Here is a 24826-nt window from a genome sequence, read left to right as displayed (position 1 = left end):
GGACTCCGGCCGGCGCCGCTGCCGGCCATGCCGTTCGTCCCTGCATCTGCGGATGGGAAAGCCCGGCCGGGCTGGGCCATGACCTACTTCTTGATGAAGAGGTCGAGCTTTCCGTGGTGTTCGGCCAGCAGATAGTAGAAGGTCAGGCGGGATTTGGTCCGGTCCGCCTTCATGTGCTCGCAAACCGCCTTGATCGAACCGTCGAGATCGCCGGACTTCAGGCCGAGCTTCTTCTTCAGGAAGTTCTCGCGGACGCGGTCGACCTCGGCCGGGTCCGAGCAGGCAACGTAGCGGGTGTCCGGCTTGCTCATCACGAGCGCATAGGCCTTCGACATCCCGGCGAAGGCAGCATCGTTCAGCGGCTTCTTGGCGAACTTCTTCACGTCGGCGAGGTGATCCATCTGGTTGCCCCTTCCTGGCCCGTGGGAGGCACGGGCGGTTGCGTGTCGCGGCCGGAGGTTAACGCGGTTCCTTCCGGGCCGCGAGGGGAAAAAGCGCGTGATTGCCGGCTTTTGGAGCGATTCGATGCGTCTTTCGTCGAAGCCCGGAATGCGCAGAGCGGATGGCGGGCCGTTTGCCGATGTGGGTTGAGCGATCGGCGGCGCGGTGCTGCGATGCAGCATCTGCTGGAGCAATGCCATGAACCCGACGATACTGATGGTGCCGCGCATGCCGGAGGCCCTGATCGCGCGGCTCAAGGAGAACTTCACCGTGCTTGGGCCGATGGAGCGCTCGACGCCGGAGGCCTTGCCGCCCGGCGCCGAGGAGGCTGAGGCGCTGCTCACGATGGGAAGCCTCCGCACCGATGCCGCGCTCATCGACGCTTTGCCGAAGCTCAGGCTGATCTGCTGCTATGGGACCGGCATCGAGGGCGTCGATCGGGCGCATGCCAAGGCGCGCGGAATCGCGCTGGGCAATGCCGGGACGGCCAATGCCGCCAGCGTGGCGGAATTCGCCATGGGGCTGCTGCTTGCCACGGCGCGGCAGATCCCACAGGCCGACCGCTTCGTCCGGGCCGGGCGCTGGCAGGGCAATTCGGTCCAGCGCATGGCCTCGGTGCCGGGGCTGGCGGGGCGCAAGCTCGGCATCTACGGGCTGGGCGCCATCGGCAGCCGCATCGCACGGCGCGCCGAAGCCTTCGACATGGAGATCGGCTATCACAATCGCAGCCGCCGCGCCGATACGCCCTATCTCTACCATGACAGCCTGCTCGGTCTCGCCGAATGGGCCGATCTTCTGGTGGTTTCGGCGCGTGCCAGCGCCGAGAACCGCCATGCGATCGATGCCGCCATGCTGAAGGCGCTGGGGCCGCGCGGGCATCTCGTCAACATATCGCGCGGCATCGCGGTCGACGAGGACGCGCTGTGCGCAGCGCTGGAGACCGGCGCGATCGCGGGTGCGGGGCTCGACGTCTACGAGAACGAACCCCATGTCTCCGACAGGCTGAAGGCGCTCGACAATGTCGTGCTGACGCCGCATATCGCGGCCGCCTCGGATACCGCGCAAGACGCACAGCAGGAGGTCATGCTCGGCAATCTCGAAGCCTTCTTCGCCGGGCGTCCGCTGCTCTCGCCGGTGGCGGCGTGACGCTCAGGGCATGACGACGACGGGCGTGCCCATCTGGACGCGGGCGTAGAGGTCGATCACGTCCTGGTTGTGCATGCGGAAGCAGCCATAGGAGGCGGCAGTGCCGATCGTGTTCGGCATGTTCGTGCCGTGGATGGCGTATTGCCCTCCAGGGCCGAGGCCGATGACGCGCGCACCCATCGGGTTGCGCGGCGAGCCGCCGGGGATGACGTCTGGCAGGCGGGGATTGTCGCGCTTGACCTCGGCCGGCGGAGCCCAGGCCGGGTCGACCTGCATTTCCTCGACATATTTGACGCCGCGCCATTGCTTGCCGGCCTTGCCGACCGCGATCGTGTAGCGGATCGCCGTGCCGGGCGCGACGACGAAATACAGCTTCCGCTCGCCGGTGCGGATGAGGATGGTGCCGGGCTCGAAGCGGTCATCGTTGAGCCCGATGACCTCACGCGCTTCGGCGCTGGTCAGGGCCGGCAATAACAAGGCAGCGGCGAGGCCGATGGCGGCGAGGTGTCGGTCCATGGTCGAAACTCCCGTTCGGACGCGGACGGGGTTTAAGCCTCAGTCGTGAAGCATGGGTTGAGCGATATGGTGAAGCGGGATTCAGGATGAAGCGCTGGTGAATCGCCCTTCAAACGGCGGGGCGCGCGCGGTGCTGCTGCGGTAGCAGGAAGGGCAGCCCCGGCGCCGGCGCGCGGCTCAGTGTCAGGTCGACCTTGAAGACCTGGCGCAGCAGGGCATCGTCGAGCGTGCGCGCCGGCGGGCCCTGCGCGATGATCTGCCCCTGATCCATCACCACCAGATGGTCGGCATAGGTCACGGCGAGGTTGAGGTCGTGCAGGACGATCAGCACGGCGACGCCGCGGGAGGCAATGCCGCGCGCCATGTCGAGCAGCGCCAGCTGGTGGCACAGATCGAGGCTGGCGATCGGCTCGTCGAGGAAGAGCACCTGCCTCTCGGCGACGCTCCGGCCGGCCTCGAGCTGGCAGAGCACGCGGGCGAACTGCACGCGCTGCTGCTCGCCGCCCGAGAGCGTCTGATAGCGGCGGCCGGCGAGGTCGATCACCCCAGCGGCGGCAAGGCTCTCGGCGACGATCGCCTCGCGGCGCTGGCGCGTCAGCGCCCGGCCGATCCCGTCGACGCCAAGGCTTGCGACCTCGTAGACGCTGAAGGGGAAAGCGAGGCGGGCATGCTGGGCCATGACGGCGCGCTGGCAGGCGAGGCGCCAATGGGGGATCGCCGCGAGCGGCTCTCCGGCGATGCGGACATCTCCGCCGGCGGGCTTCGCTTCGCCGGTGAGGAGCTTCAGGAGGGTCGATTTTCCCGCGCCGTTCGGCCCGATCAGGATCGTGGTCGTGCCGCCCGCGAGCTCGAGGCTGGCGTCGGCGACCAGCCGGCGGCCACCTGCCGCGAAGCCGACGCCATGGGCGGAGAGGACGGGCGTCGCTTCAGACATCGAGAGCGCTCGAGCGCCGCAGCAGCAGCCAGAGGAAGAAGGGCGCGCCGATCGTGGCGGTGACGATGCCGATCGGGAGCTCGGCCGGAGCGACGATCAGTCGTGCGACGATATCGGCTCCGACGAGCAGCATCGCGCCGCCCAGCGCCGAAAGCGGCAGCAGCAGCCGGTGGTCCGGGCCGACGCAGAGCCGGATCAAATGCGGCACGACGATGCCGACGAAGCCGACCATTCCAGCCGAGGCGACGCTGGCGCCGACGGCGAGCGCGACCAGCAGGATGGCCAGCGCCTTGATGCGCTGGACGGGGATGCCGAGATGGTAGGCTTCGGCCTCGCCAAGCATGAGCCCGTTCAATCCGCGCGCCAGCAACGGCATCAACAGGAGCAGCGGCAGAATGATCGGCGCGACGACAGAGAGCTTGGTCCAGCTTGCGCCACCGAGGCTGCCGAGCGACCAGAAGGTCAGATCGCGCAGCTGGCGGTCATCCGAGATGAAGGAGAGCAGTCCGGTAAGCGCACCCGCCATGGCACCGAGCGCGACGCCGGCCAGCAGCATCGTGGCGACCGAGGTCCGGCCGCCGCGCGTCGCGATGAGATAGAGCGCCAGCGTCGAGACGAGGCCGCCGCAGAAGGCTCCGATCGGCAGAGCGGCGAAGGGCAGCTTCATCATGGTGCCCGCGAGGAAGCGGTCACCGAGGACGATGGTAGCGGCGGCGGCGAGGCCCGCGCCGCTGGAAACGCCGACGAGGCCGGGATCGGCCAGCGGATTGCGGAACAGCCCCTGCATCAGTGCGCCGGAAACCGCGAGTCCTGCGCCGACGAGCAGGCCGAGCAACACGCGCGGCAGGCGGATGTTGAGCACGACGAGCGCATCGCGTCCTTCCAGCAGCGCGGCCTCGCCCGTCAGCTTCGCCATCAGGATCTCGGCGACGCGCCCCGGAGAAATGGAGATGGCACCCTGGCCGACGGCGACGATGGCGATCAGCAGACTGGCCAGGGAGAGCCCGACGACAGCCAGCAGGCCGGCGCGGCGCCGGCCGGCGATCAGCGTCGTCAGCGCGCCGGAAGCCATGGGGAGGGGCGCCGCGAGGGTCACGGGGCAGCGGCCGTCTTCAACGGCGGGATCGCGGCCTCCGGATAGATCGATGCCATGAGGTCGCGCGCAGCCATTGGCGTGCGCGGGCCGAAGCCGAGCAGGTAGAGCCCGTCCATATGGACCAGCCGCTTCTCCTTGGCCGCGGGCGTCTGGGAGAAGGACGGCATGGCGAAGAGTTCGTCAGGCGTGGTGTTGTGGGCGCTGCTGTTGCGCATCATCAGCACCATCTCGGGCGCGGCGGCGGCGATCGCCTCATCCGTCATCGGCTTGTAGCCCTCGATCGCGTCCGCGACGTTGATGCCACCCGCCAGCGAGATGATCGCATCGGCCGAGCTGTTGCGGCCGCCGACGAGGGCGCGGCCGTTCTGAAGCGATAGCAGGAACAGCACACGCTTCTTCTTGGCGATTCCGGCTCGCAAATTGGCGAGTTCCTCGAACCGGGCTCTGGTCTGTTCCGAAAGGCGCTCGGCGGGAGCCGCCGCGCCGATGGCGGTGCCGATCGCAGCGATCTTGCTCGCGACCCCTTCCGGGGTCAGCCCGTCGCCGATGCGCGCGATCCTCACGCCGGATTCGGTCAGCAGCGAGACGGCATCCGGGGGGCCGGCGCCGTCGATCAGCATGATGAACGTCGGCTTGAGGGAAAGGACGCCCTCGGCCGAAAGAGCGCGGACGTAGCCGACATTCGCCTTGTCCTTCAGCGCCTCCGCGGGGAACTGGCTGGTGGAATCGACGCCGACGATCCGCTCCTGCAGGCCGAGCGCATAGATCACCTCGGTGATGACGCCGCCGGCGACGACGATGCGCTCGGGCGTCTGCGCCAATGCGGGTGCGACAGGGCCGAGCCCGGCCAGGGCGAGCAACGACAAGGCCGAGACCGTCAGCTCCCGTCGGTTCGGTTGCACCGGCGCGGAATGCATCGCTCGATCGTATGAGCCAGACATGGTGCAACTCCATTCGGATGCCGCCGGCGGGCGGCGGCCATTGCAATTCAATCCGATCGGCAGAGATCGTCTTGTTTAGAATGTTTCAACAAAGTAAATTCTAGTTTTGAATTACTCAAAACAAGAATTGACTGAGTGTATTGTTGACGGTGATATTCATCTTTACTACAAGGGGTCAAGGGCAGCGCCTGTGCGCCGCCGGCTTCGGTCGCGGCGCGTCGTCGCGCGGCCTCTCCCGGCACGCATTCTCCCCGGTGAACGCTTCGCCAGGCGTTTATCCGGAAATGGCGATGACCGGCCGCGTAGCGGCACCCTTTCATTTCAGCCGGCTCGCGGCTTCACATGCAGGATGCGTCGATGTTCATCGCCATGAATCGCTTCAAGGTCGTCAAGGGCGAGGAGGCCGCCTTCGAGACCGTCTGGTCCTCGCGCAAGAGCCGGCTCGACGAGATGCCCGGTTTCATCGCTTTCCACCTGCTCAAGGGGCCGGAGAAGGAGGATCATACGCTCTACTCCTCGCATACGAGCTGGGCCTCGAAGGACGATTTCGTCGCCTGGACGAAATCGGATCAGTTCCGCGAGTCGCATCGCAATGCCGGCCAGCCGCGCCCGAAGCCGATCTATCTCGGCCATCCCGAGTTCGAGGGTTTCGAGACGGTGCTGAGCGAGAGCAATCCGCACCTGCCGCGCCAGGCGGCCGAGTGAGGCTGCAACGATGACGACTGCCGATATCGCGACCCGCGATCCGATCGAACATGCCCGCGCGCTGCTCGCCGCCAAGCCCGACGGCCTTATCGAAGCCGTGGCGCGCGAAGCCAACGTCTCGACGCGGGCCGTGCTGGAGCTCCTGCCGGCCGAGCAGCGCCTCTTCCTGGCGCCCGAGCGGTTCGAGGATGTCTGGAAAGAGCTCGCAAGCTGGGGCACGGTGCTCTTTCTGATGCACACGCCCGACATCGTGCTGGAATGCGAAGGCTCGCTGCCCATCGGCAGTTTCGGCCATGGCTACTACAACATCCATGGCGACAGCCCGATCGGCGGCCACATCAAGGCTGAGAACTGCCGCGCGATCTATCTTGTCGATCGCAGCACGGCACAGGGCCGGCGGGCCTGTTCGGTCCAGTTCTTCAACGGCGCCGGCGAGGTGATGTTCAAGGTCTTCGTGCGGCGCGACGCCGCGCGCCAGCTCCTGCCGGATCAGCTGGAACGCTTCGAAACGCTCAAGGCCAAACACGCCTGAGCCCCAAAAAAGGCGACATGGTGCGCTTGATGCGCTGCGACCCGGGGCGGGATCACCGCCCCCTTTCCAGCTATCGGCCCGTGACCAAGCTTAATCGATCGTTAACCATACAGGCGCAGCCTCCTCGGCAGAAGGCGCGTCATCCGTGAATCAGTCCGCCAATCGTTCTTCCGCGAAGAGTGGCGCAGGACCGGTACGAGACGGCCCATCCGATCATCCGAGCATGGATGTCGATATGACCGCTCAAGTCGTCATGGAACGGGTGCAGCTCGCGCCACGCCAAGCCATAGGGCGCCTGTCGGCTGGCCGGCGCTTTGTTGCGGCACGCGCGCCGCTGCTGCGCTCCAGCCTGAGCTCCTCGATCCTGCTCGGCCTGCGCTTCATCCAGGCGCGGCTGATCTCGGTGTGGGGGTTGCTGGTTGCCGCCATCCTCTGCCCGCCTTTCGTCTTTGCCGCCTTCGCCGTGTTCTCGGCGCTGGTCAATTTCGTTTCGATCGCCGCCCTGCTGCGGCTGGAAGCCGTCTTCTTCCAGAGCGCGGACCGCGCCCGGCTCGGGCATGCCTTCCGGCTGGCCGCCGTCGTCGGGCTGGCGTTTTGCGGCATCGCCGCGGTTCTGCTGATCGGGCTGGCGCTGTCGGGCTGGGTAGCTCCCGCCATTGCCCTGCTGTTCCTCGGTTCGCTGTCGGCGCGCGCGGTGCTTCGCCTGCTCTGGACGGAGGCGACCGCCGAGGGCGACTTCCGCGCGATCGGCAACAGCAATGTCGTTCAGGCCATCGCGCAGCCAGCGCTCATGCTGGCCCTGATCGGCATCTTCGGGCCGAAAGCGCTCGCGCTTTTCATGGCCGACACGTTGGGGCATGTCCTTGCGGCGCTCTACCTGCTGCGGCGGCGCTGGGGCGCGATCTCGCCGTTGGTGGAACCGCGGATGTGGTCGTCGCAGAGCCTGCTCGTCGCAGCCTATCACTGGCGGAGCATCCCGCTGACATTGCTGCCGACCGCGCTGCTGTCCTATGGCTTCGCGATTGCGCCGGTGCTCGCGCTCCCCTACGCGGCCAACACCGCGCTCGCCGCGCAGGTCGCGCTATCGATGCGCTTGCTCGACATGCCGACGCAGATGTTCGGCACGGTGTCGGCGCCGATCGCGTTGAATCGGCTGCGCGCCTATGCGGGCGCACGCCGTCGTTTCGTGGCGCGCGTGATGGCGGTCGGGCTGATCGGCGCCGCGGCGCTGCTGTTCGGCTCCATCGCCGTGGTCGCAACTCTGGTCGAGCCGCTGTTCGACGGAACGCACTGGGACAATCTGGGCCGGGTTCTGGCGCTGCTTGCGCCGTTCTACGCGGGCATCGCGGTGCTGACGCCGCTTCAGGATATGGCGACGCTGTCGCGCCAGCCTGCCTGGCAGGTGCTGATCAATGCACTGGCGCTGGTCGCGATCATCGCGACGATGGTCTGGTTCAGGTCATTGTCGCCGGAGCTTCTGCAGGCGATCGGCGCAATTTCTATCCTGCGCGCCCTCGTCCATACGGGCTTCGTCTGGCTGCATCTCGGCGATGCCGAGATCACGCCCGCGGGTGGCCCCGTCGTCGGAAGCCCGGCGCGCTGAGCCGCCGGGAGCCCGTCATTCCCGACGAAGCAACCCGTCAGCAACGAGCGAGGAAAACAGGCCGGGCTTGAACTCCTGCTCGAGCCGCTCCGGATCGTAGATGGTCTCGACCCAATCGAGGAATGCGATTCCCTTGGCGTCCCCCTCGCGGCGATAGGCCTCGAAGAAGGCATCGAGGATGCCGGTCTTGGCAAAGCGGAAATGGCCGTAGCGCAGCGCGAGCTGGCGCATGGCCTCCGCGAGCGGGCGCTTTTCGTGGATCAGGAGATAGAGGGCGGAGAAGAAGCCGGCCCGGTCGGCCCCCGACTTGCAATGCACAAGCACGGGCTCCTCGAGGCTCTCGAAGAAGCTTTTCGCATTGAGGATCGTCTCGCGCTCGGGCGCGCCGCGCGAGCGCAGGACGAAATCGATCAGCGTGATGCCGTGACGCTCGCAGGCTTCCTTCTGCAAGGGCCAGGAGCCGTGCTCGCGTCCGCCGCGCAGATTGACGATGGTTCTGACGCCCTTGCGGGCAAAGCCGGCTATCTGATGCGGAGCCGGCTGGGCCGAACGCCAGAGCCGCGGCGTCACCCGATGGGTATTGAGATAGGCCAGGCGGAAGATGCCGTGGTCGACAAGCAGCATGTTGGCCCAGGCGCGCAGGCGCTGGCCTCGGCTCTCGATCGGCCGGTCCCAGCGTGCGATGCGGGCCATGCGCCGGGCGTAACGCTCCGCATCGGGGCGCAGCCGGGTCAGCACGGAAGGGCCTTGGTCGTTTTCATGCACCGCCCGATACCAGCGTGACTCCGGCAGCGCAAATCATTGGGCAACCGAAAACCAAGGAAGGGGTTGGCCTTTTCGCTCCGAACTTGCATAAGGCCCGGCGAAATTTTGTAATGACAGGTTCCCCATGCGCATCGATGCCATCTCCATCGGCAAGAACCCGCCCGACGAAGTCAACGTCCTGATCGAAGTGGCGATCGGAGGCGAGCCGATCAAGTATGAGATGGACAAGGAAGCCGGAACGCTCTTCGTCGACCGCTTCCTTTACACGCCGATGCGCTATCCTGGGAATTACGGCTTCATCCCCCATACGCTTTCGGAGGACGGAGATCCCTGCGACGTCCTGGTTGCCAATACGCGCCCGCTGGTGCCGGGTTCCTACATTGCGGTCCGGCCGATCGGCGTGATGCTGATGGAGGATGAGGGTGGCGGCGACGAGAAGATCATCGCCGTGCCCGTGCCGAAGCTCACCAAGCGCTACGAGAACGTCCACAACTACACCGATCTGCCGCAGATCACGCTCGACCAGATCCAGCACTTCTTCGAGCACTACAAGGACCTTGAGCCCGGCAAGTGGGTGAAGCTCAAGGGCTGGGGCGACGCCGCCGAGGCCAAGAAGCTGATCGTCGAGGCCATGGAGCGCGCCAAGGCTGCCAAGAAGGGCTGAGTCCGGCTCCTACGGGTTCAGAGTCCACGGGGCTGCGCCAGGCGCGGCCCCGTTTTCGTTTCACGCCGCAATCGCCTCGGCCAGCGCCACGGTGCGGCGCGCGATTTCGGCATGAAGCAATTCGACCATGCGGCCTTCGAGCTGGATCGCGCCCTTGCCTGCATTCTCCGGCAGATCGAAGGCGGTGATGATGGCGCGGGCCCGCGCCAGTTCCGCCTCGTCCGGCGCGAAGATCATGTTTGCGGGCCCGACCTGCGACGGGTGGATCAGGGTCTTGCCGTCGAAGCCGAGGTCGCGAGCCTGCTCGCATTCGGCAAGGAAGCCGGCCTCGTCCTTGATGTCGTTGTAGACGCCGTCGAGGATGTCGATGCCATGGGCCCGGGCAGCCAGAAGGGCGCTGGTCAGCCAGGGCAGCATGGTCGCGCGGCCCGGCACGAAGCGGGCCCGCGTTTCCTTGGCGAGGTCGTTGGTGCCCATCACGAAGCAGGCAAGCCGCGTTGCCGGATCACGCGCGGCGCGGGCGATGCGCTCGACCTCGAGGATGGCGAGCGGGGTCTCGATCATCGCCCAGATTGCGATGGCGGGGTCGGCCCACAGGCCGGTCAAGCGGCCGCCGATTTCCTGCAGCGTCTCCGGGGCCGCGACTTTCGGGATCAGGATCGCCTGCGGCTTCGCCTCCGTGGCGGCGGCGAGATCATCAGCGAACCAGGGCGTTCCGACACCGTTGACGCGGATCACGAGCTCGCGCCCGCCATATCCGCCAGCCTTCACCGCGGCACAGACCTGTTCGCGGGCGGTGGTCTTGGCATCGGGTGCGACGGCATCCTCCAGATCGAGGACGAGGACGTCGGCCGCGATCTCGCGGGCCTTTTCGAGCGCGCGGGCGTTGGAGCCGGGCATGTAGAGGGCGCTGCGGCGGGGGCGTATCGTGGTCATCGTCTCTCCTGACACGGGCCTGCTTGTGCTGCGCTGCACAGTAGAGCAACGCAGTCGCAATACCAGCGCTGCGAAAGGCGGAGGAAACGGGATGGCGTGGCTTGCCGGCGTCGATGGCTGCAAGGGCGGCTGGATCGCCGCCTTTTGCGATACGGAATTCAGGGGATCTCCAACCGTTCAGGTGTTTCGCGATTTTCAGAGCATTCTGATGCATGAAACGAGACCTGCCATCGTCGCCGTGGATATGCCGATCGGCTTACCCGACAGGATACAGGGACGAGGGCGTGGGCCTGAGGAAGCTGCAAGGGCTGTTCTCGGCCAGCGCGGGACTTCCGTTTTCAGCATTCCTTCGCGAGCTGCGGTCTATGCCGTGAGCCGTCCCGTTGTCGGCATGGACGATATTGATCGTTCCCACGCATATGCCTGCGATATCGCCCGACAGAGCTCGATGCCTGCAGCGGGGTTCAGCCGCCAAGCTTTCATGATCCTCCCCAAAATCCGAGAGATCGACGCCCTTCTTCGGAACGATTCTTTGATTAAGGAGCGGACGCGGGAGATTCACCCGGAAGTAGCCTTCTGGTCGATGAACGGCGAACGGCCGCTCGATTTTCCGAAGAAGACCGTAGAGGGTTCGGCCGAACGCACCCGACTTCTCGTCTCGCAAGGAGTTTGTCTGGCCGCAGCCGAAGGACCTGTCCCCAAAGGTGCAAAACGAGACGACCTGCTCGATGCGCTGGCGGCGCTGGTTGTCGCCCGGCACATTGCTGCGGGGCGTGGGCGCCCCTTTCCCGATCCGCCGGGACGCGATAGCCACGGTCTTCCGATTGCGATCTGGACCTATCGTCCAGTCTCCGAGCCTCGTCAGGATATCGCCATGAGCGCACGCCCCGTCACCCGTCCGATGATCGAGGAAGCGGCAGCGCGCATCGCCGGCCATGCCCGGGTCACCCCCGTGATGCGGCTGGGCACCGGCGCCTTCGGCTCCGCTGCGGATATCTCGCTCAAGCTCGAATGCCTGCAGCATGCCGGCTCGTTCAAGACGCGCGGCGCCTTCAACAACCTGCTGTCGCTGCCGGTTCCGGCCGCTGGCGTTTCGGCTGCCTCGGGCGGCAATCACGGTGCGGCAGTAGCCTATGCCGCGATGAAGCGTGGCGTGAAGGCGACCATCTTCGTGCCGGAGATTTCGCCGGCGGCTAAGGTCGAGGCGATCAAGCGCTTCGGTGCCGATGTTATCATCGGCGGCGCGCAATACGATGATGCGCAGGCCGCCTGCGATCGTTTCGTTGCCCAGACCGGCGCGCTCAAGATTCATCCCTTCGCGGCCAAGGAGACGATAACGGGGCAGGGCACGCTCGGTCGCGAATGGGATCTGCAGGAGCCGGATCTCGATACCGTGCTGGTCGCGGTCGGGGGCGGCGGCCTGATCTCTGGCATTGCGAGCTGGTTCGCCGGTAGCAAGGTCAAGGTCGTTGGCGTGGAGCCAGAGGGTTCGCGCGCCCTGCAGGCGGCGCTCGATGCCAAGGGGCCGATCGAGGTCAAGGTCGCGTCGGTCGCGGCGGATTCGCTGGGCGCCCGCAATGTCGGCCAGCTCGTCTACGACGTGACGAAGAACAGCGTCGATCATGTCGCGCTCGTGCCTGATGCGGCGATTACCGAGGCGCAGGTCGTGCTCTGGCGCGATTTCCGCCTCGCGGTCGAGCCGGGCGGGGCGGCGGCCTTGGGCGCGCTTCTGTGTGGCGCCTACAAGCCCGCGCAGGGCGAGCGGCTTGGCGTGCTGGTCTGCGGCGCCAATGTCGACCTGACGAAACTCGCCGCCATCGTGGGCTGACGCCACCGTCGATCGCGGACGCTCCTGCTTTCGTCGGGGCTGGACGATCGCCTTCGTTGCAGCGCAAAATCGCAGGCGATCAGGAGGCGATGCATGTCAGGCTCCGCGCCCAAGACCAATTCCGGCCGTTTCTTCGAGGATTTCCAGCTCGGGGACGTCATCGTCCATGCGACGCCGCGCACGGTCACGGTCGGCGACGTTGCGCTCTATACGGCCCTCTATGGACCGCGCTTCGCCGTGCAGTCCTCGGAGGCTTTCGCCCGCGCGATCGGGTATCCGGCAGCGCCGGTCGACGATCTGCTCGTCTTTCACATCGTCTTCGGCAAGACCGTGCCGGATGTCTCGCTCAATGCCGTCGCCAATCTCGGCTATGCCGACGGCCGCTTCCTCAAGCCGGTCTTCCCGGGGGACACGCTCTCGACCACCTCGGAGGTGATCGGGCTGAAGCAGGCTTCCGCTGGGGATGCCGGCATCGTCTATGTCCGCTCGATCGGGCGCAACCAGCATGGCGAGATCGTGCTGAGCTATGCGCGCTGGGTCTTGGTGCGCAAGCGCAGCCCGGGCACGCCAGCCCATGCCGAACAGGTGCCGGAGCTGGCGAGGGCGGTGCAGCCGGAAGAACTGGGGCAAGGCTGCCCCGCGGTCGAACTCTCGGCCTATGACGATGCGTTGGCCGGTTCCTCGTTCCGCTGGAGCGACTACGACGTCGGAGAACGGATCGACCATGTCGACGGCATGACCGTCGAGGAGGCCGAACATCAGATTGCGACACGGCTCTACCAGAATACGGCCAAGGTTCATTTTGACGCTCATGCCGCGCAGAGCAGCCGCTTCGGCAAGCGCCTGATCTATGGCGGCCACGTCATCAGCCTGGCGCGTGGGCTTTCCTTCAACGGCCTCGGCAACGCCTTCCACATTGCCGCGATCAATGGCGGGCGGCATGTCGCGCCGCTCTTCGCCGGCGACACCGTCTATGCCTGGAGCGAGGTGCTGGCGAGTGCGGAATTGCCGGGGCGCAGCGATGTCGGTGCTGTCAGGCTCAGGCTCGTCGCGGTCAAGAACCGGCCTTGCGCGGACCATCCGCTGAAGGCAGGAGATCAGTACGATCCCAGCGTCATCCTCGATTTCGACTACTGGGTGCTGCTGCCGCGCTAAGCTTTTTGTAACGAAATGACGATTTTCAGAATCTGTAACTTCGTTCTGCGCGTGCCGCATTGCAGCGCCGGAACGGTTTCGTTAGAGAACCAGTCACTCTAGAATGATCCCAATTGGGTCCGCCTCCTTTTGCGGGCCGCTTGATCGGAGAATGATATTGGCCGAGGTCAAGCCCGCGGCTCGCCCGCTTTCGCCGCACCTTCAGATCTATCGCTGGTCCTGGACGATGGCGATGTCCGTCGCCCATCGCGTCACCGGCACGGGGCTCTATCTCGGCACGTTGCTGATCGCCGGCTGGCTGGTGGCCGCCGCTTCCGGCCCCGCCGCCTTCGATACGGCACAGGCGGTCGCCGGCTCCTTCCTCGGCCGCCTCGTGCTGTTCCTCTACAGCTTCTCGCTCATCCACCATATGGTCGGTGGCCTCCGGCATTTCGTCTGGGACATGGGCAAGGGCTACGAACCCGAGACCCGGATGAACATGGCGAAGTTCTCGCTCGTCGCCTCGGCGAGCCTGACGGTCCTGGTCTGGATCGTCGCCCTGGTCCTGCGCTGAGGAGCACGTCCATGCTGTCCAATTCCTCGATGCGCACCCCGCTCGGCCGCGTTCGCGGCCTCGGTTCCGCCAAGTCCGGCACCGGCCATTTCTGGCTGCAGCGCGTTACCGCCGTCTCGAACCTGATCCTGACGGTGATCTTCATCGGCGTCGTCATCGCGCTCGTCGGCCGGCCCTATCCGGCTGCGGTCGCGCTGCTGGCGAACCCCTGCGTCGCGATCCTGATGCTGCTCTTCATCCTCTCGGCCTGCATCCATATGCGGCTGGGCATGCAGGTCATCATCGAGGACTATATCCATGAGGAGGGGCCCAAGATCCTCGCCGTCATGGCCAACACCTTCTTTGCCATCGCGGTCGGCGCGGCCAGCGTCTACGCGGTGCTGAAGCTGTCTTTTGGAGGCTGATCCGATGGCGATCACCAAGTCCCGCCCGGTCCCGGCCTATACCGGCACCGCCTATCCGATCACGGACCACACCTTCGACGTCGTCGTCGTCGGCGCCGGCGGCGCCGGGCTTCGCGCCACCGTCGGCTGCTCGCAGGCCGGCCTGCGCACGGCCTGCATCACCAAGGTGTTCCCGACCCGCTCGCACACCGTCGCGGCCCAGGGCGGCGTCGCCGCTTCGCTCGGCAATATGGGCAAGGACACCTGGCAGTGGCACATGTACGACACCGTGAAGGGGTCGGACTGGCTCGGCGACCAGGACGCCATCGAATATCTCGTGCGCAACGCGCCGGCCGCCGTCTACGAGCTCGAGCACTGGGGCGTGCCGTTCTCGCGCACCGAGGATGGCCGCATCTACCAGCGCCCCTTCGGCGGCATGACCACTGAATTCGGCGAGGGCCCGCCGGCCCAGCGCACCTGCGCGGCGGCCGACCGCACCGGCCATGCCATGCTGCACACGCTCTACGGGCAGGCGCTGCGCTACAACACCGAGTTCTTCATCGAGTACTTCGCCATCGACCTGATCATGGACGAGGACGGGCATTGCCGCGGCGTGATCGCGCTCAAGCTCGATGACGGCACGCTGCACCGTTTCCGCGCCCAGCAGACGATCCTGGCCACCGGCGGCTATGGCCGCACCTATTTCTCCGCGACCTCCGCCCATACCTGCACCGGCGACGGCGGCGGCATGGTGCTGCGCGCCGGCCTGCCGCTGCAGGACATGGAATTCGTGCAGTTCCACCCGACCGGGATCTACGGCTCCGGCTGCCTGATCACCGAGGGCGCGCGCGGCGAGGGCGGCTACCTCACCAACTCCGAAGGCGAGCGCTTCATGGAGCGCTATGCCCCCTCGGCCAAGGACCTCGCCTCGCGCGACGTCGTCTCACGCTCGATGACGATGGAGATCCGGGCCGGGCGCGGCGTCGGCAAGGACAAGGACCACATCTACCTGCATCTCGACCATCTCGATCCGAAGATCCTGCACGAGCGCCTGCCCGGCATCTCGGAGAGCGCCAAGATCTTCGCCGGGGTGGACGTGACGCGTGAGCCGATCCCGGTGCTGCCGACCGTCCACTACAACATGGGCGGCATCCCGACGAACTATCACGGCGAGGTGCTGACCAAGGTCGGCGGCGATCCGGACACGGTCGTTCCCGGCCTGATGGCGCTGGGCGAAGCGGCCTGCGTCTCGGTGCATGGCGCCAACCGCCTCGGTTCGAACTCGCTGATCGACCTCGTGGTGTTCGGCCGCGCGGCCGGCCTGCGCTGCGCCGATACGGTGACGGCTGGCGAGAAGCAGCCGGAACTGCCGAAGAATTCGTCGGATCTGGCGCTCACACGCCTCGACAAGTACCGCAACGCTGCGGGCAAGACGCCGACTGCGGAGCTCCGCGACCGGATGCAGCGGACGATGCAGAACAACTGCGCTGTCTACCGCACCGGCGACACGCTGGAAGAGGGCCACAAGCTCATCCACGAGGTCTGGGGCGGCATCACCGACATTGGCACCAAGGATCGCTCGCTGATCTGGAACTCCGATCTCATCGAGACGCTGGAGTTCGACAACCTGATCACCCAGGCGGTCGTTACCATGGATTCGGCGCTGAACCGTCCGGAAAGCCGCGGCGCGCATGCCCGCGAGGACTATCCGAACCGCGACGACAAGGACTGGATGAAGCACACCCTGGCCTGGATCGACGACGAGAAGCGCACGGTCACCCTCGATGACCGGCCGGTGCACACTTACACGATGTCCAACGATATCGAGTACATCAAGCCCAAAGCGCGGGTGTACTGATGCTAGGGCGGCGGGTGCAGGCAGTTCTTGCGTTGAGCATGTGGACTTTCGGCGCCGGTTTGGCTTGCGCGCTGCTTGCGGCAAACATCAGCGGATTTGTTGGGGAAGTAGTTTTTCCTCTTCAATACCCGCTTGATGAGGGGGTTGAGCAGGCCGCGAGAGCAGAGTTTTATTCAAAGATCGGGATTGCTGGCTTCGCCGTCGGTGGTGTGAGCGGCTTCCTCATTTTCTTGGCGCGCTCTCGAATGCGCACACGCCAGTCGATGAAGGCAATCTGATATGGCCGAATTCAATCTTCCGAAGAACTCCCGCGTGACCGAGGGCAAGGCCTGGCCGAAGCCGGCCGGCGCCAAGAAACTGACCGAGTTCAAGGTCTATCGCTGGAATCCGGACGACGCCGCCAATCCGCGCACCGACACCTATTACGTCGACCGCGACGATTGCGGGCCGATGGTTCTGGACGCGCTGATCTGGATCAAGAACAAGGTCGACCCGACGCTGACCTTCCGCCGCTCCTGCCGCGAGGGCATTTGCGGTTCCTGCGCCATGAACATGGACGGCAAGAACGGTCTCGCCTGCACCACCGGCATCGACGAGTGCGGCGGCACCGGCAAGAACGCCGGCAGGGTCGCGATCTACCCGCTGCCGCATATGCCGGTGGTCAAGGACCTCGTGCCTGACCTGACGCGCTTCTACGCCCAGCATGCCTCGATCGAGCCCTGGCTGCAGACCACGACGCCGGCTCCCGAGAAGGAATGGCGCCAGGCCAAGGCCGATCGCGAGAAGCTCGACGGCCTCTATGAGTGCATCCTCTGCGCCTGCTGCTCGACCTCCTGCCCGAGCTATTGGTGGAACGGCGACCGCTATCTCGGCCCGGCCGCGCTGCTACAGGCCTATCGCTGGCTGATCGATAGCCGCGACGAGGCGACCGGCGAGCGGCTGGACAATCTGGAGGACCCCTTCCGGCTCTATCGCTGCCACACCATCATGAACTGCGCCAACGCCTGCCCGAAGGGGCTGAACCCGGCCAAGGCGATCGCGGAAGTCAAGAAGATGATGGTGGCGCGCCAGGTCTGAGGCGCGAAAATCCGCGAGCGCGGCCGTCTGACACGATCGGCTGCGCTTCCGGTGCTCGCGGACGGAAGCCCGCTCCGCTCCGGTTCTCTCCGATCACGCCAGTTGACTCACGCTGGCGAATTTTCGCTGCGCCTCATTGGCGGCCGATGAGGCGTCGTTCTCGGGCGGAGCGAAGCGCAGACCCGAGAATCTCATGAAGGAAGGCGCTGGAGCCTCCTTCGGCCAGAGATGGCCGGGTCAAGCCCGACCATGACGGAGGGGCAGCCGTCAGGAGATATACCGCTCCGGCCTGAACGGCTTCGGATCAGCGGGGGGTGTCTCGCCGCAGACCATGGCGGCGATCATCTCGCCGGTGATCGGGCCGGTCGAGAAGCCGATATGCTGGTTGCCAAAGGCGAGCCAGAGCCCGGGATTGCGGGGTGCCTCGCCGATCATCGGCAAGGAATCCGGCAAGGTCGGCCGCGCGCCGCGCCAGGTCTCGCCGACGACCTCGCCGAGCGGAAAGGCCTCGCGGGCCGATGCCGTGGCGCTGTCGATCTGGCGGTGGTCGTCCGGGGCATCGCGGAACGCGAGATCAACGCCGCTGGTGATGCGAAAGCCCTGCTCCATCGGCGCCATGTAATAGGCGCCGTCGACATCATAGACCGGCCGCGACAGCCGGGTGCCGGCACCCGGCTTGAGATGGCGGTGATAGCCGCGCTCGACGTCGAGCCAGGGATCGAGCCCGAGCGGCTTCAGCAGATCGCCGCTCCAGGGGCCGAGCGCGACCACCGCGATATCTGCGTCGAAGCTGCCCTTCGCGGTGTTCGCGCGCCAGCCGGCGCCGTGGCGGGCGAGACCGGTGACCGCGGCCTGCTCGACGCGCCCGCCGCGGCCGGCGAAGAGCGCGGCATAGGCAGCGGTGACGGCGCCGGGGGAATCGACCGAGCCGACGCAAGGGATCAGCAGCGCGACCGGGAAGATCGGGTTCAGGCTCGGCTCCACGGCGGAGAGGCCTTGCCGGTCGAGGATCTGCGACTTGATGCCGTGCCGCTTCAGGAAATCATGCTCGGCCTGGGCCGCCGCGTGGCCGGCTTCGGTGCGCCAGAGCTTGAGCGTGCCGGTTTCGCGCAGGCGATGCGCGACTCCCGCCTCGTTCATCAGGGCTCGGTGGCGCTCGACCGTGCTGGCGGTGAGCGATGCGAGCGCGGCGATGCGGGCGGACGCCTGCGAGGGGCGGGCCTCCCAGAGAAAGCGCAGCAGCCAGCCCGGCCGGGCCAGGGCGCGGCGCCAGCTCAGATTGAGCGCGGGGTGCCGATTGCCGAGATAATCCGTGATCTTCGCGTAGAGCGAGGGGTTATTGAGCGGCAGGATCGAGGAACTGGCGAGCACCCCGGCATTGCCATAGGAGGTCTCGCACCCCGGCTCCTTGCGGTCGATGAGCGTGACGGCGATGCCGCGCTTCTGCAGGGCAAGCGCGCAGGAGACGCCGACCATGCCGGCGCCGAGGACAAGAGCTATGCGGGTCAAGTGCGTTGCAGGCCGGCTGCGGCCGGCTCCTCCAGCCAGTGATCGAGAAATGCGTCGAGCCAGAGCCTGACTGCCGGGTCATGCTGAAACCAGCCCGGCAGATGGGTGTGGCCGAGCTGGGCGCCGGGCATCAGCGTGCGCTCATGGCCGCGCACCGACCAGCGATACATCATCGCCGGCGTCACCTCGGGATGGAACTGGACGCCATAGGCCTTCGAACCGGCGCGAATGGCCTGCACGGGGAAATCCCCGCCCGTAGCGAGGCATTCGGCGCCGGCTGGGCAGTCGAAGCCGTCGCGGTGCCATTGATAGACCGTGCCTGGCCAGACGAATTGCGCGGCGTCGGCATGGGCTGCGCCGGCTTCGGTCACGGCAAGGGGATAGTAGCCGACCTCGGCCCGCCCTTCGCCATGGGTGTAGACGCGTGCGCCCATATGCTTAGCCAGCATTTGCGCGCCGAGGCAGATGCCGAGGAAGGGGGCATCCTCCTTCAGGCAGGTGCCGATCCAGTCGATCTCGGCCTTGATGAAATCTTCGGGATCGTTGGCGCCCATCGGGCCGCCGAAGATCAGGGCGCCGGCATGGCCTCGCATGGTCTGCGGCAAGGGATCACCGAAGCGCGGCTTGCGAATGTCGAGCGCATGCCCGCGCGCCTGCAGCAGCCGGCCGACGCGGCCGGAGGTCGAATGCTCCTGATGCAGCACGACGAGCACCGGCTTGGGTGCCGGGAGGCTCGGCCGGGCGGCGAGGGGGGAGCGCGTTCTGCGGGCAGCGCGGAGGGCGAAGGCGTGGTCGTTCATCACGGGCTTCAAAATCGCTCGCGCACCGGCAGGCGGGAGAAAGGCACGCCAAGCCATGACAGGTCGCTCTTCAGAATGAGGTTCCAGACGGGACGAAGCAAGCAATTTATGCGCCGGAAACGCTGCAATGATCGGGCAAGGTTGTTCGATCATGCCGGATCGGGCAGGCGATGGAGGCGTTTCGCTTGACCTTAGGTTGCCGATCTGAGATGAGAATGAACGTTCATTCTCATTGTGCCGAGTTCTGATGCCACCTCTGGTTCCCGCATCGCAGTCCGATTCCGCCCTGTCGGAGCGCCATATCCGCATCCTCGATGCGGCCGAGAGCGTCTTCGCGCGAGCGGGGTTCCACGCCGCGACGATGCAGGATGTCGCGGCCGAGGCGGGCATGAGCCCGGGCAATCTCTACCGCTATTTCAGCTCCAAGGACGCGATCATCGCCGGCATGTCCGAGCGGGACCGCAGCCTGATCGCGGAGGATTTCGGCAGCCTTTGTCCCGATAACGGCTCGCTGCTCGACCAACTCGAGGAGCTCGGCCGCAAGCATCTGGTCCGCCAGCCGCGGGAGAAGGCCGTGATCGCCGTGCAGATCTGGGCCGAGGCCGCGCGCAATCCCGCGATGGCCCGCATGTGTGCCGATATCGACGGCACCGTGATCGAGGGGCTGGCGGCCGCGATCAGCGAAGCCAAGCGCAATGGCGAATTGCCGCCGCGGCTCGATGAGCACCGCTTCCTGCTGGCGGTCTCGATGATGGCCGACGGCTATTTCTGCCGGCGGGCGATGGATCCGAACTTCGACGAGGCCGTTGCCGCGGAAACGCTCTTCGCCGGTATGCGCCAGCTCGCCCGGACCATGCTCCTGCCTGAAACGGAGATGCAGCCGTGATCTCTGCTCCCGCCGGGCTCTTCCCATTTCTTTCGGTTTCAACGCCGCAACAGGATCGTTTCCGATGATCGTTCGCATGACCGTTCCGCGTCTGGCGGCTGCCTCGCTGGCGCTTGCCACGGCGCTGGCGGCGCCGCTGCCGCTCGCCGCGCAGACCCAGGCAAAGGCGTCACCTGCCGCCGCGCCCGCTGCAGGCCCCTCCGTCACGGTCACACAGGCCGAGCAGACCGAGATCGTCCAGAGCGTCGTCGTGTCCGGCTCCATGGTTGCGCGCGATGAGATCCTGGTGGCTCCCGAGGTCGACGGCCTGTCGATCATCGAGCTTCTGGCCGAGGAAGGGGACAAGGTCGCGCAGGGCCAGGTGCTCGCGCGCCTGAACCGGACGACGCTCGAAGTCCAGAAGATCCAGAACGACGCCCAGATCGCCCGCGCCGAGGCTGCGGTCGCTCAGGCCAACGCCCAGATCGCCGAGGCCGACGCCAATCTGGTCCAGGCCAACAACGCCTTCGACCGCACCAAGGCGCTGCGCGACAGTGGCAATGCCAGCATGGAGACGTTCGATCAGCGCGCTGCCGCCGCGCGTTCCGGCCAGGCACGCGCCAATGCCGCTCGGCAGCTGCTGGCGATCGCGACCGCCGATCTCGCGCTCGCCCAGGCGCAGGGCAAGGACATTGCGGTCAGGCTCGCCCGGACCGAGATCAAGGCTCCGCGCGCCGGCATCGTCAGCCGCCGGACGGCCAGGCTGGGCGCGACGGCGAGCATGTTGCCGACGTCGGACCCGCTGTTCCGCATCATCGCCGATGGCGCCATCGAGCTCGAAGCGCAGGTTGCCGAGGTCGAGCTGCCGGGCCTCAAGGTCGGCCAGCCGGTTTCGGTGCTGCCGGCCGGGGCGAAGGACGCGCTTGCCGGCACGATCCGGCTGATCGCGCCGGAGGTCGACAAGGCCTCGCGGCTTGGCCGCGTCCGCGTCGCGCTGGACGGCAATCCGCCGGTCGCGATCGGCGCCTTTGCGCGCGGTATCATCGAGACTGGCCGCAAGCGCGCGGTGACCCTGCCGCTCTCGGCCATCACCTATAGCCGCTCGGGCCCGAGCGTGCAGACGGTCAAGGATGGCCGCGTCGCAACCAAGCCGGTCACGCTCGGCCTTGTCGGAGGCGGACGCGCCGAGATCGCCAGCGGCATTGCGGCAGGTGAGACCGTGGTGGCGCGCGCCGGCACCTTCGTGCGCGACGGCGACCTCGTGACTCCCGTCGCGATGAACTGACGGATGCGGCCATGAATGTGAATTTCTCCGCCTGGTCGATCCGAAAGCCGGTTCCGGCGATCCTGCTCTTCGTCGTGCTCTGCGTGCTCGGGCTGCTCGCCTTCTCGAAGCTGCCGGTCACGCGCTTTCCGAACATCGACATCCCGCTGGTCTCCGTCACCGTGACGCAGTCCGGCGCGGCGCCGGCCGAGCTCGAGAGCCAGGTCAGCAAGCGCGTCGAGGATACCGTTGCCAACATTACAGGGGTGAAGCATGTCACCTCGACCCTGACCGACGGCCAGTCGCTGACGCTGATCGAGTTCCGGCTCGAGACCAACACCGACCGCGCGGTCAACGACGTCAAGGACGCCATCGCCAAGATCCGGGCCGACCTGCCGCGCACCATCGACGAGCCGGTGATCCAGCGCATCGACGTCGAGGGCCAGTCGATCCTGACCTATGGCGCCGCCTCGGCGGGCATGACGCTGGAGCAGCTCTCCTGGCACGTCGACGATGTCGTCGCGCGCGAGTTGCAGGGGCTGAAGGGCGTCGGGCGCGTCGAGCGCTATGGCGGCGTCGATCGCGAGATCCGCATCTCGCTCGATCCGGACCGGCTGCTCGCGCTCGGCATCACCGCCGGCGAGGTCAACCGCCAGATTCGCGCGACCAATGTCGATCTCGCCGGCGGGCGTGGTGAGGTCGGTGGCCAGGAGCAGGCGATCCGCACGCTTGCCGGGGCGCGCACCGTCGCGGACCTTGCCGAGGCCAAGATCACGTTGACCGGCGGGCGCGAGGTACGCCTGAAGGAACTCGGCCGCGTCGAGGATTCGAATTCGGAGCCGCGCGCCTTCGGCCGGCTGAACAAGAGCCCGGTCGTGACCTTCGCCGTTTTCCGCTCGAAGGGGTCGAGCGAGCTTTCGGTCAAGGATGTCGTGGCGCAGCGCGTGGCCGATCTCAACAAGCGCTTCCCCGACATCAAGATCACGCCGATCGACGACGCCGTCGCCTATACCTACGGCAACTACAAGGCAGCAATGGAAACGCTGCTGGAGGGTGCTGGGCTCGCCGTCATCGTCGTCTTCCTGTTCCTGCGCAACTGGCGCGCGACGCTGATCACGGCGGTTGCATTGCCGCTCTCTGCCATCCCCACCTTCTGGGCGATGGAGCTGATGGGCTTTTCGCTCAATCTCGTCAGCCTGCTCGGCATCACGCTGGTGACCGGCATCCTGGTCGACGACGCCATCGTCGAGATCGAGAACATCGTCCGGCACATGAAGATGGGCAAATCGCCCTATCGCGCCGCGATGGAGGCGGCGGACGAGATCGGCCTCGCGGTGATCGCGATCACGCTGACCATCGTCGCGATCTTCGCGCCGGTCTCCTTCATGGGCGGCGTTGCCGGCCAGTATTTCCGCCAGTTCGGCCTCACCGTCGCAGCCGCGGTGCTGTTCTCGCTGCTGGTCGCGCGGCTGATCACGCCGATGATGGCGGCCTATCTGATGAAGCCGGTCGACCATGCCGATCCGAAGGACGGGCTGATCATGGGCGCCTATGTCGGCCTGCTGAAGGGCACGCTGAAGAAGCGGCGCATCCCGTTCTTCCCGCGCTTCGACGGTACGGGGCGCTGGCGCAGCATGCCGTTCAACACGGCCTATGCGACGCTGGTGGTCGGCTTCATGTTCCTGATCGGCTCGATTCAGGCGACGCAGATGCTGCCGACCGGCTTTATCCCGGACGAGGACACCTCTCGCGTCGTCGCCTCGGTCGAGCTGCCGCCGGGATCGACGCTGGAGGACACGCGCGTCACCACCGACAAGCTCGTCGATGCGCTGAAGACCATTCCGGAAGTGCGCGACGTCTTCGTGCTCGGCGGGGCATCGCCGACCGGCCAGCGAGAGGTGCGCCGCGCCGCGGTCTTCATCCTGCTCAAGCCGAAGGCCGAGCGCGACATCAAGCAGAAGGAGCTCAAGGTCACCATCGCAGAGAAGCTCGCCAGCGTGCCGGACGTTCGCGCCTGGTACGTCAATGAACGCGGCGAGCGCGAGATGGCCTTCTCGATCCTGTCGAAGAACGGCGAGGCGCTCGATGCCGCCGTCGCGAAGATCGAGGCGCGGATGCGCCAGGTCGACGGCTATCTCAACGTCGCGACGGCAGGCTCGCTCAGCCGCCCCGAGCTGCGCGTCACGCCGAAGCTGGAGGAAGCCGCCAATCTCGGCGTGACGCCGGAGGCGATCTCGGAGGCCGTGCGCGTCGCCACCATCGGCGATGTCGGCGCCAACCTCGCCAAGTTCAATGCCGGCGACCGGCTGGTGCCGATCCGCGTCCAGCTCGACGAAGCCGCGCGTACCGACATGCGCAACATCGCGGCGCTGCGCGTGACCAACACGAACGGCGTCTCGATCCCGCTGACTGCCGTGGCCGATATCGGCTTCGGCGAAGGCCCGAGTTCCATCGACCGCTACGACCGCGTGCGCCGCGCCCAGATCGGCGCCGACCTCAAGCGCGGCTTCGAGCTCGGCACCGCGCAGGACAGATTCCACGACATCGTCGAGGAAGTCGGCCTGCCTGATGGAGTCTGGATCGCTGCGACCGGAGACGCGGAAATCCAGGGAGAGGTCGTCCAGGGCTTCCTCACCGCGATGACGACCGGGTTGATGCTGGTGCTGGCCGTGCTGATCCTGCTCTTCGGCTCGGTCTTCCAGCCGATCACCATCCTGCTCTCGCTGCCGCTCTCATTCGGCGGTGTGGTGATCGCGCTGCTGGCGACGGGCAACGCCGTCTCGATGCCGGTCTATATCGGCCTTCTGATGCTGATGGGCATCGTCACCAAGAACGCGATCATGCTGGTCGATTTCGCGGTGGAGGAGGTCGGGCGCGGCAAGGACCGGATGACGGCGCTGCTGGAAGCCGGCCGCAAGCGCGCCCGCCCGATCCTGATGACGACCATCGCCATGGCGGCGGGTATGCTGCCCTCGGCCTATGGCGTCGGCGATGGCGGCGAGTTCCGCGCGCCGATGGCGATCGCGGTGATCGGTGGCCTGCTCGTCTCGACCGTGCTCTCGCTCATCTTCGTGCCGTCCTTCTACATGGTGATGGACGATCTCTCGCGGGCGACGGGCTGGCTCTTCGGCCGCTTCTTCGGCAAGGCCGAAGACGAAAGCAGCTGGGAGCCGATCGACGAACACGCAGCACCGGCGATCGCAACGGCGGAAGCGATGTCGAAGCCGGCCGCGCCGCGGCTGGCGGCGGAGTGAG

General features: G+C 66.6%; 24 protein-coding genes and 1 pseudogene. 16 read left to right on the top strand and 9 right to left on the bottom strand.

Annotated elements, in window-relative coordinates; translation table 11 throughout:
- Positions 1 to 83 precede the first annotated feature (83 nt).
- Positions 84 to 401 (bottom strand): DUF2853 family protein, encoded by a 318-nt coding sequence (locus tag AC1DE3_RS13980; RefSeq protein WP_476779635.1) that lies wholly within the window; start codon positions 399 to 401, stop codon positions 84 to 86.
- A gap of 238 nt (positions 402 to 639) precedes the next feature.
- Here AC1DE3_RS13980 and AC1DE3_RS13975 point away from each other — a divergent pair, with 238 nt between their 5' ends.
- Positions 640 to 1587: a 2-hydroxyacid dehydrogenase gene (locus tag AC1DE3_RS13975; RefSeq protein ID WP_476797070.1), complete on the top strand. Its 948-nt coding sequence runs from the start codon at positions 640 to 642 to the stop codon at positions 1585 to 1587.
- Positions 1588 to 1590: 3 nt separating this feature from the next.
- Here AC1DE3_RS13975 and AC1DE3_RS13970 read toward each other — a convergent pair whose 3' ends face one another.
- The 4 genes from AC1DE3_RS13970 to AC1DE3_RS13955 form a co-directional block, all read right to left on the bottom strand.
- The gene (locus AC1DE3_RS13970) at positions 1591 to 2103 is read right to left on the bottom strand and encodes a L,D-transpeptidase (RefSeq protein ID WP_476779633.1); all 513 of its coding nucleotides are present in this window, start codon (positions 2101 to 2103) and stop codon (positions 1591 to 1593) included.
- Positions 2104 to 2212: 109 nt separating this feature from the next.
- Positions 2213 to 3037 carry a heme ABC transporter ATP-binding protein gene (locus tag AC1DE3_RS13965; protein WP_476779632.1) on the bottom strand — a complete coding sequence of 275 codons (825 nt, stop codon included), beginning with the start codon at positions 3035 to 3037 and terminating at the stop codon, positions 2213 to 2215.
- Complete coding sequence (locus tag AC1DE3_RS13960; RefSeq protein ID WP_476797069.1) at positions 3030 to 4109, bottom strand: FecCD family ABC transporter permease; 1080 nt, start codon at positions 4107 to 4109, stop codon at positions 3030 to 3032. Before AC1DE3_RS13960 ends, AC1DE3_RS13965 begins: the two co-directional genes overlap by 8 nt.
- Before the next feature lie 20 nt (positions 4110 to 4129).
- A complete protein-coding gene (locus tag AC1DE3_RS13955) occupies positions 4130 to 5074 on the bottom strand; it encodes a heme/hemin ABC transporter substrate-binding protein (protein WP_476852450.1) in 945 nt (314 codons plus the stop codon).
- A 357-nt stretch (positions 5075 to 5431) separates the two neighbouring features.
- On the opposite strand from AC1DE3_RS13955, the gene hmuQ reads away from it, so the two are divergent.
- The 3 genes from hmuQ (at position 5432) to AC1DE3_RS13940 (ending at position 7914) form a co-directional block, all read left to right on the top strand.
- Positions 5432 to 5779 (top strand): heme-degrading protein HmuQ, encoded by a 348-nt coding sequence (gene hmuQ, locus AC1DE3_RS13950; protein WP_441511565.1) that lies wholly within the window; start codon positions 5432 to 5434, stop codon positions 5777 to 5779.
- Positions 5780 to 5789: 10 nt separating this feature from the next.
- The gene (hutX, locus tag AC1DE3_RS13945; protein WP_476797067.1) at positions 5790 to 6311 is read left to right on the top strand and encodes a heme utilization cystosolic carrier protein HutX; all 522 of its coding nucleotides are present in this window, start codon (positions 5790 to 5792) and stop codon (positions 6309 to 6311) included.
- 235 nt (positions 6312 to 6546) lie between these two features.
- A complete protein-coding gene (locus tag AC1DE3_RS13940) occupies positions 6547 to 7914 on the top strand; it encodes a hypothetical protein (RefSeq protein ID WP_476797066.1) in 1368 nt (455 codons plus the stop codon).
- Positions 7915 to 7929: 15 nt separating this feature from the next.
- Here the strand turns inward: AC1DE3_RS13940 and AC1DE3_RS13935 are convergent, their stop codons facing one another.
- Positions 7930 to 8652, bottom strand: coding sequence for a fused DSP-PTPase phosphatase/NAD kinase-like protein (locus tag AC1DE3_RS13935; protein WP_476797065.1), 723 nt, complete (start codon positions 8650 to 8652; stop codon positions 7930 to 7932).
- Between the two features lie 151 nt (positions 8653 to 8803).
- Here AC1DE3_RS13935 and ppa point away from each other — a divergent pair, with 151 nt between their 5' ends.
- Entirely contained in the window at positions 8804 to 9343 is a 540-nt protein-coding gene (gene ppa / locus AC1DE3_RS13930; protein ID WP_441511569.1) for an inorganic diphosphatase, read from the top strand.
- A 60-nt stretch (positions 9344 to 9403) separates the two neighbouring features.
- Here ppa and AC1DE3_RS13925 read toward each other — a convergent pair whose 3' ends face one another.
- A complete protein-coding gene (locus AC1DE3_RS13925) occupies positions 9404 to 10279 on the bottom strand; it encodes an HpcH/HpaI aldolase/citrate lyase family protein (protein WP_441511570.1) in 876 nt (291 codons plus the stop codon).
- A 91-nt stretch (positions 10280 to 10370) separates the two neighbouring features.
- Here AC1DE3_RS13925 and AC1DE3_RS13920 point away from each other — a divergent pair.
- From AC1DE3_RS13920 to AC1DE3_RS13885, 8 genes and pseudogenes are all read left to right on the top strand, one after another.
- Positions 10371 to 11018: pseudogene (locus AC1DE3_RS13920) on the top strand (DUF429 domain-containing protein); the annotation flags it as partial.
- 135 nt (positions 11019 to 11153) lie between these two features.
- A complete protein-coding gene (locus AC1DE3_RS13915; RefSeq protein WP_476797101.1) occupies positions 11154 to 12107 on the top strand; it encodes a threonine/serine dehydratase in 954 nt (317 codons plus the stop codon).
- 93 nt (positions 12108 to 12200) lie between these two features.
- Positions 12201 to 13262, top strand: coding sequence for a MaoC family dehydratase (locus AC1DE3_RS13910; protein WP_476797064.1), 1062 nt, complete (start codon positions 12201 to 12203; stop codon positions 13260 to 13262).
- Positions 13263 to 13413: 151 nt separating this feature from the next.
- A complete protein-coding gene (sdhC, locus tag AC1DE3_RS13905; RefSeq protein WP_476797063.1) occupies positions 13414 to 13815 on the top strand; it encodes a succinate dehydrogenase, cytochrome b556 subunit in 402 nt (133 codons plus the stop codon).
- Between the two features lie 11 nt (positions 13816 to 13826).
- Positions 13827 to 14219 carry a succinate dehydrogenase, hydrophobic membrane anchor protein gene (sdhD, locus tag AC1DE3_RS13900; protein WP_476852449.1) on the top strand — a complete coding sequence of 131 codons (393 nt, stop codon included), beginning with the start codon at positions 13827 to 13829 and terminating at the stop codon, positions 14217 to 14219.
- A 4-nt stretch (positions 14220 to 14223) separates the two neighbouring features.
- On the top strand, positions 14224 to 16056 hold the full coding sequence (gene sdhA / locus AC1DE3_RS13895) for a succinate dehydrogenase flavoprotein subunit (RefSeq protein WP_476797062.1): 1833 nt from the start codon (positions 14224 to 14226) through the stop codon (positions 16054 to 16056).
- 32 nt (positions 16057 to 16088) lie between these two features.
- The gene (locus tag AC1DE3_RS13890) at positions 16089 to 16334 is read left to right on the top strand and encodes a hypothetical protein (protein WP_476797061.1); all 246 of its coding nucleotides are present in this window, start codon (positions 16089 to 16091) and stop codon (positions 16332 to 16334) included.
- 1 nt (position 16335) lies between these two features.
- Positions 16336 to 17133: a succinate dehydrogenase iron-sulfur subunit gene (locus tag AC1DE3_RS13885; RefSeq protein WP_476797060.1), complete on the top strand. Its 798-nt coding sequence runs from the start codon at positions 16336 to 16338 to the stop codon at positions 17131 to 17133.
- Positions 17134 to 17400: 267 nt separating this feature from the next.
- On the opposite strand, the gene AC1DE3_RS13880 is transcribed toward AC1DE3_RS13885, so the two are convergent.
- The gene (locus AC1DE3_RS13880) at positions 17401 to 18642 is read right to left on the bottom strand and encodes an NAD(P)/FAD-dependent oxidoreductase (protein ID WP_476797059.1); all 1242 of its coding nucleotides are present in this window, start codon (positions 18640 to 18642) and stop codon (positions 17401 to 17403) included.
- Positions 18639 to 19442 (bottom strand): glutamine amidotransferase, encoded by an 804-nt coding sequence (locus AC1DE3_RS13875; RefSeq protein ID WP_476797058.1) that lies wholly within the window; start codon positions 19440 to 19442, stop codon positions 18639 to 18641. Before AC1DE3_RS13875 ends, AC1DE3_RS13880 begins: the two co-directional genes overlap by 4 nt.
- Before the next feature lie 247 nt (positions 19443 to 19689).
- On the opposite strand from AC1DE3_RS13875, the gene AC1DE3_RS13870 reads away from it, so the two are divergent.
- The 3 genes from AC1DE3_RS13870 (at position 19690) to AC1DE3_RS13860 (ending at position 24825) form a co-directional block, all read left to right on the top strand.
- Complete coding sequence (locus AC1DE3_RS13870) at positions 19690 to 20328, top strand: TetR/AcrR family transcriptional regulator (RefSeq protein WP_441511579.1); 639 nt, start codon at positions 19690 to 19692, stop codon at positions 20326 to 20328.
- Positions 20329 to 20404: 76 nt separating this feature from the next.
- Positions 20405 to 21592, top strand: a complete 1188-nt coding sequence (locus tag AC1DE3_RS13865) for an efflux RND transporter periplasmic adaptor subunit (protein WP_476797057.1) — start codon at positions 20405 to 20407, stop codon at positions 21590 to 21592.
- An 11-nt stretch (positions 21593 to 21603) separates the two neighbouring features.
- The gene (locus AC1DE3_RS13860; RefSeq protein ID WP_476797056.1) at positions 21604 to 24825 is read left to right on the top strand and encodes an efflux RND transporter permease subunit; all 3222 of its coding nucleotides are present in this window, start codon (positions 21604 to 21606) and stop codon (positions 24823 to 24825) included.
- Position 24826 lies beyond the last annotated feature (1 nt).

This window comes from Allobosea sp. 10L417 (assembly GCF_056395485.1).
The sequence above is the reverse complement of the archived record's forward strand: the minus strand, read 5'-3'. Positions and strand labels throughout refer to the sequence as shown.

Coding starts and splice junctions, on each gene's coding strand:
- sdhD (WP_476852449.1), top strand. CDS start 13,827: ATGCTGTCCAATTCCTCGATGCGCACCCCGCTCGGCCGCGTTCGCGGC.
- AC1DE3_RS13940 (WP_476797066.1), top strand. CDS start 6,547: ATGACCGCTCAAGTCGTCATGGAACGGGTGCAGCTCGCGCCACGCCAA.
- AC1DE3_RS13975 (WP_476797070.1), top strand. CDS start 640: ATGAACCCGACGATACTGATGGTGCCGCGCATGCCGGAGGCCCTGATC.
- AC1DE3_RS13910 (WP_476797064.1), top strand. CDS start 12,201: ATGTCAGGCTCCGCGCCCAAGACCAATTCCGGCCGTTTCTTCGAGGAT.
- AC1DE3_RS13865 (WP_476797057.1), top strand. CDS start 20,405: ATGACCGTTCCGCGTCTGGCGGCTGCCTCGCTGGCGCTTGCCACGGCG.
- sdhA (WP_476797062.1), top strand. CDS start 14,224: ATGGCGATCACCAAGTCCCGCCCGGTCCCGGCCTATACCGGCACCGCC.
- AC1DE3_RS13960 (WP_476797069.1), bottom strand. CDS start 4,109: ATGGCTTCCGGCGCGCTGACGACGCTGATCGCCGGCCGGCGCCGCGCC.
- AC1DE3_RS13965 (WP_476779632.1), bottom strand. CDS start 3,037: ATGTCTGAAGCGACGCCCGTCCTCTCCGCCCATGGCGTCGGCTTCGCG.
- AC1DE3_RS13915 (WP_476797101.1), top strand. CDS start 11,154: ATGAGCGCACGCCCCGTCACCCGTCCGATGATCGAGGAAGCGGCAGCG.
- AC1DE3_RS13970 (WP_476779633.1), bottom strand. CDS start 2,103: ATGGACCGACACCTCGCCGCCATCGGCCTCGCCGCTGCCTTGTTATTG.
- ppa (WP_441511569.1), top strand. CDS start 8,804: ATGCGCATCGATGCCATCTCCATCGGCAAGAACCCGCCCGACGAAGTC.
- AC1DE3_RS13870 (WP_441511579.1), top strand. CDS start 19,690: ATGCCACCTCTGGTTCCCGCATCGCAGTCCGATTCCGCCCTGTCGGAG.
- AC1DE3_RS13860 (WP_476797056.1), top strand. CDS start 21,604: ATGAATGTGAATTTCTCCGCCTGGTCGATCCGAAAGCCGGTTCCGGCG.
- AC1DE3_RS13925 (WP_441511570.1), bottom strand. CDS start 10,279: ATGACCACGATACGCCCCCGCCGCAGCGCCCTCTACATGCCCGGCTCC.
- AC1DE3_RS13875 (WP_476797058.1), bottom strand. CDS start 19,442: ATGAACGACCACGCCTTCGCCCTCCGCGCTGCCCGCAGAACGCGCTCC.
- AC1DE3_RS13955 (WP_476852450.1), bottom strand. CDS start 5,074: ATGTCTGGCTCATACGATCGAGCGATGCATTCCGCGCCGGTGCAACCG.
- AC1DE3_RS13885 (WP_476797060.1), top strand. CDS start 16,336: ATGGCCGAATTCAATCTTCCGAAGAACTCCCGCGTGACCGAGGGCAAG.
- sdhC (WP_476797063.1), top strand. CDS start 13,414: ATGATATTGGCCGAGGTCAAGCCCGCGGCTCGCCCGCTTTCGCCGCAC.
- AC1DE3_RS13980 (WP_476779635.1), bottom strand. CDS start 401: ATGGATCACCTCGCCGACGTGAAGAAGTTCGCCAAGAAGCCGCTGAAC.
- hmuQ (WP_441511565.1), top strand. CDS start 5,432: ATGTTCATCGCCATGAATCGCTTCAAGGTCGTCAAGGGCGAGGAGGCC.
- hutX (WP_476797067.1), top strand. CDS start 5,790: ATGACGACTGCCGATATCGCGACCCGCGATCCGATCGAACATGCCCGC.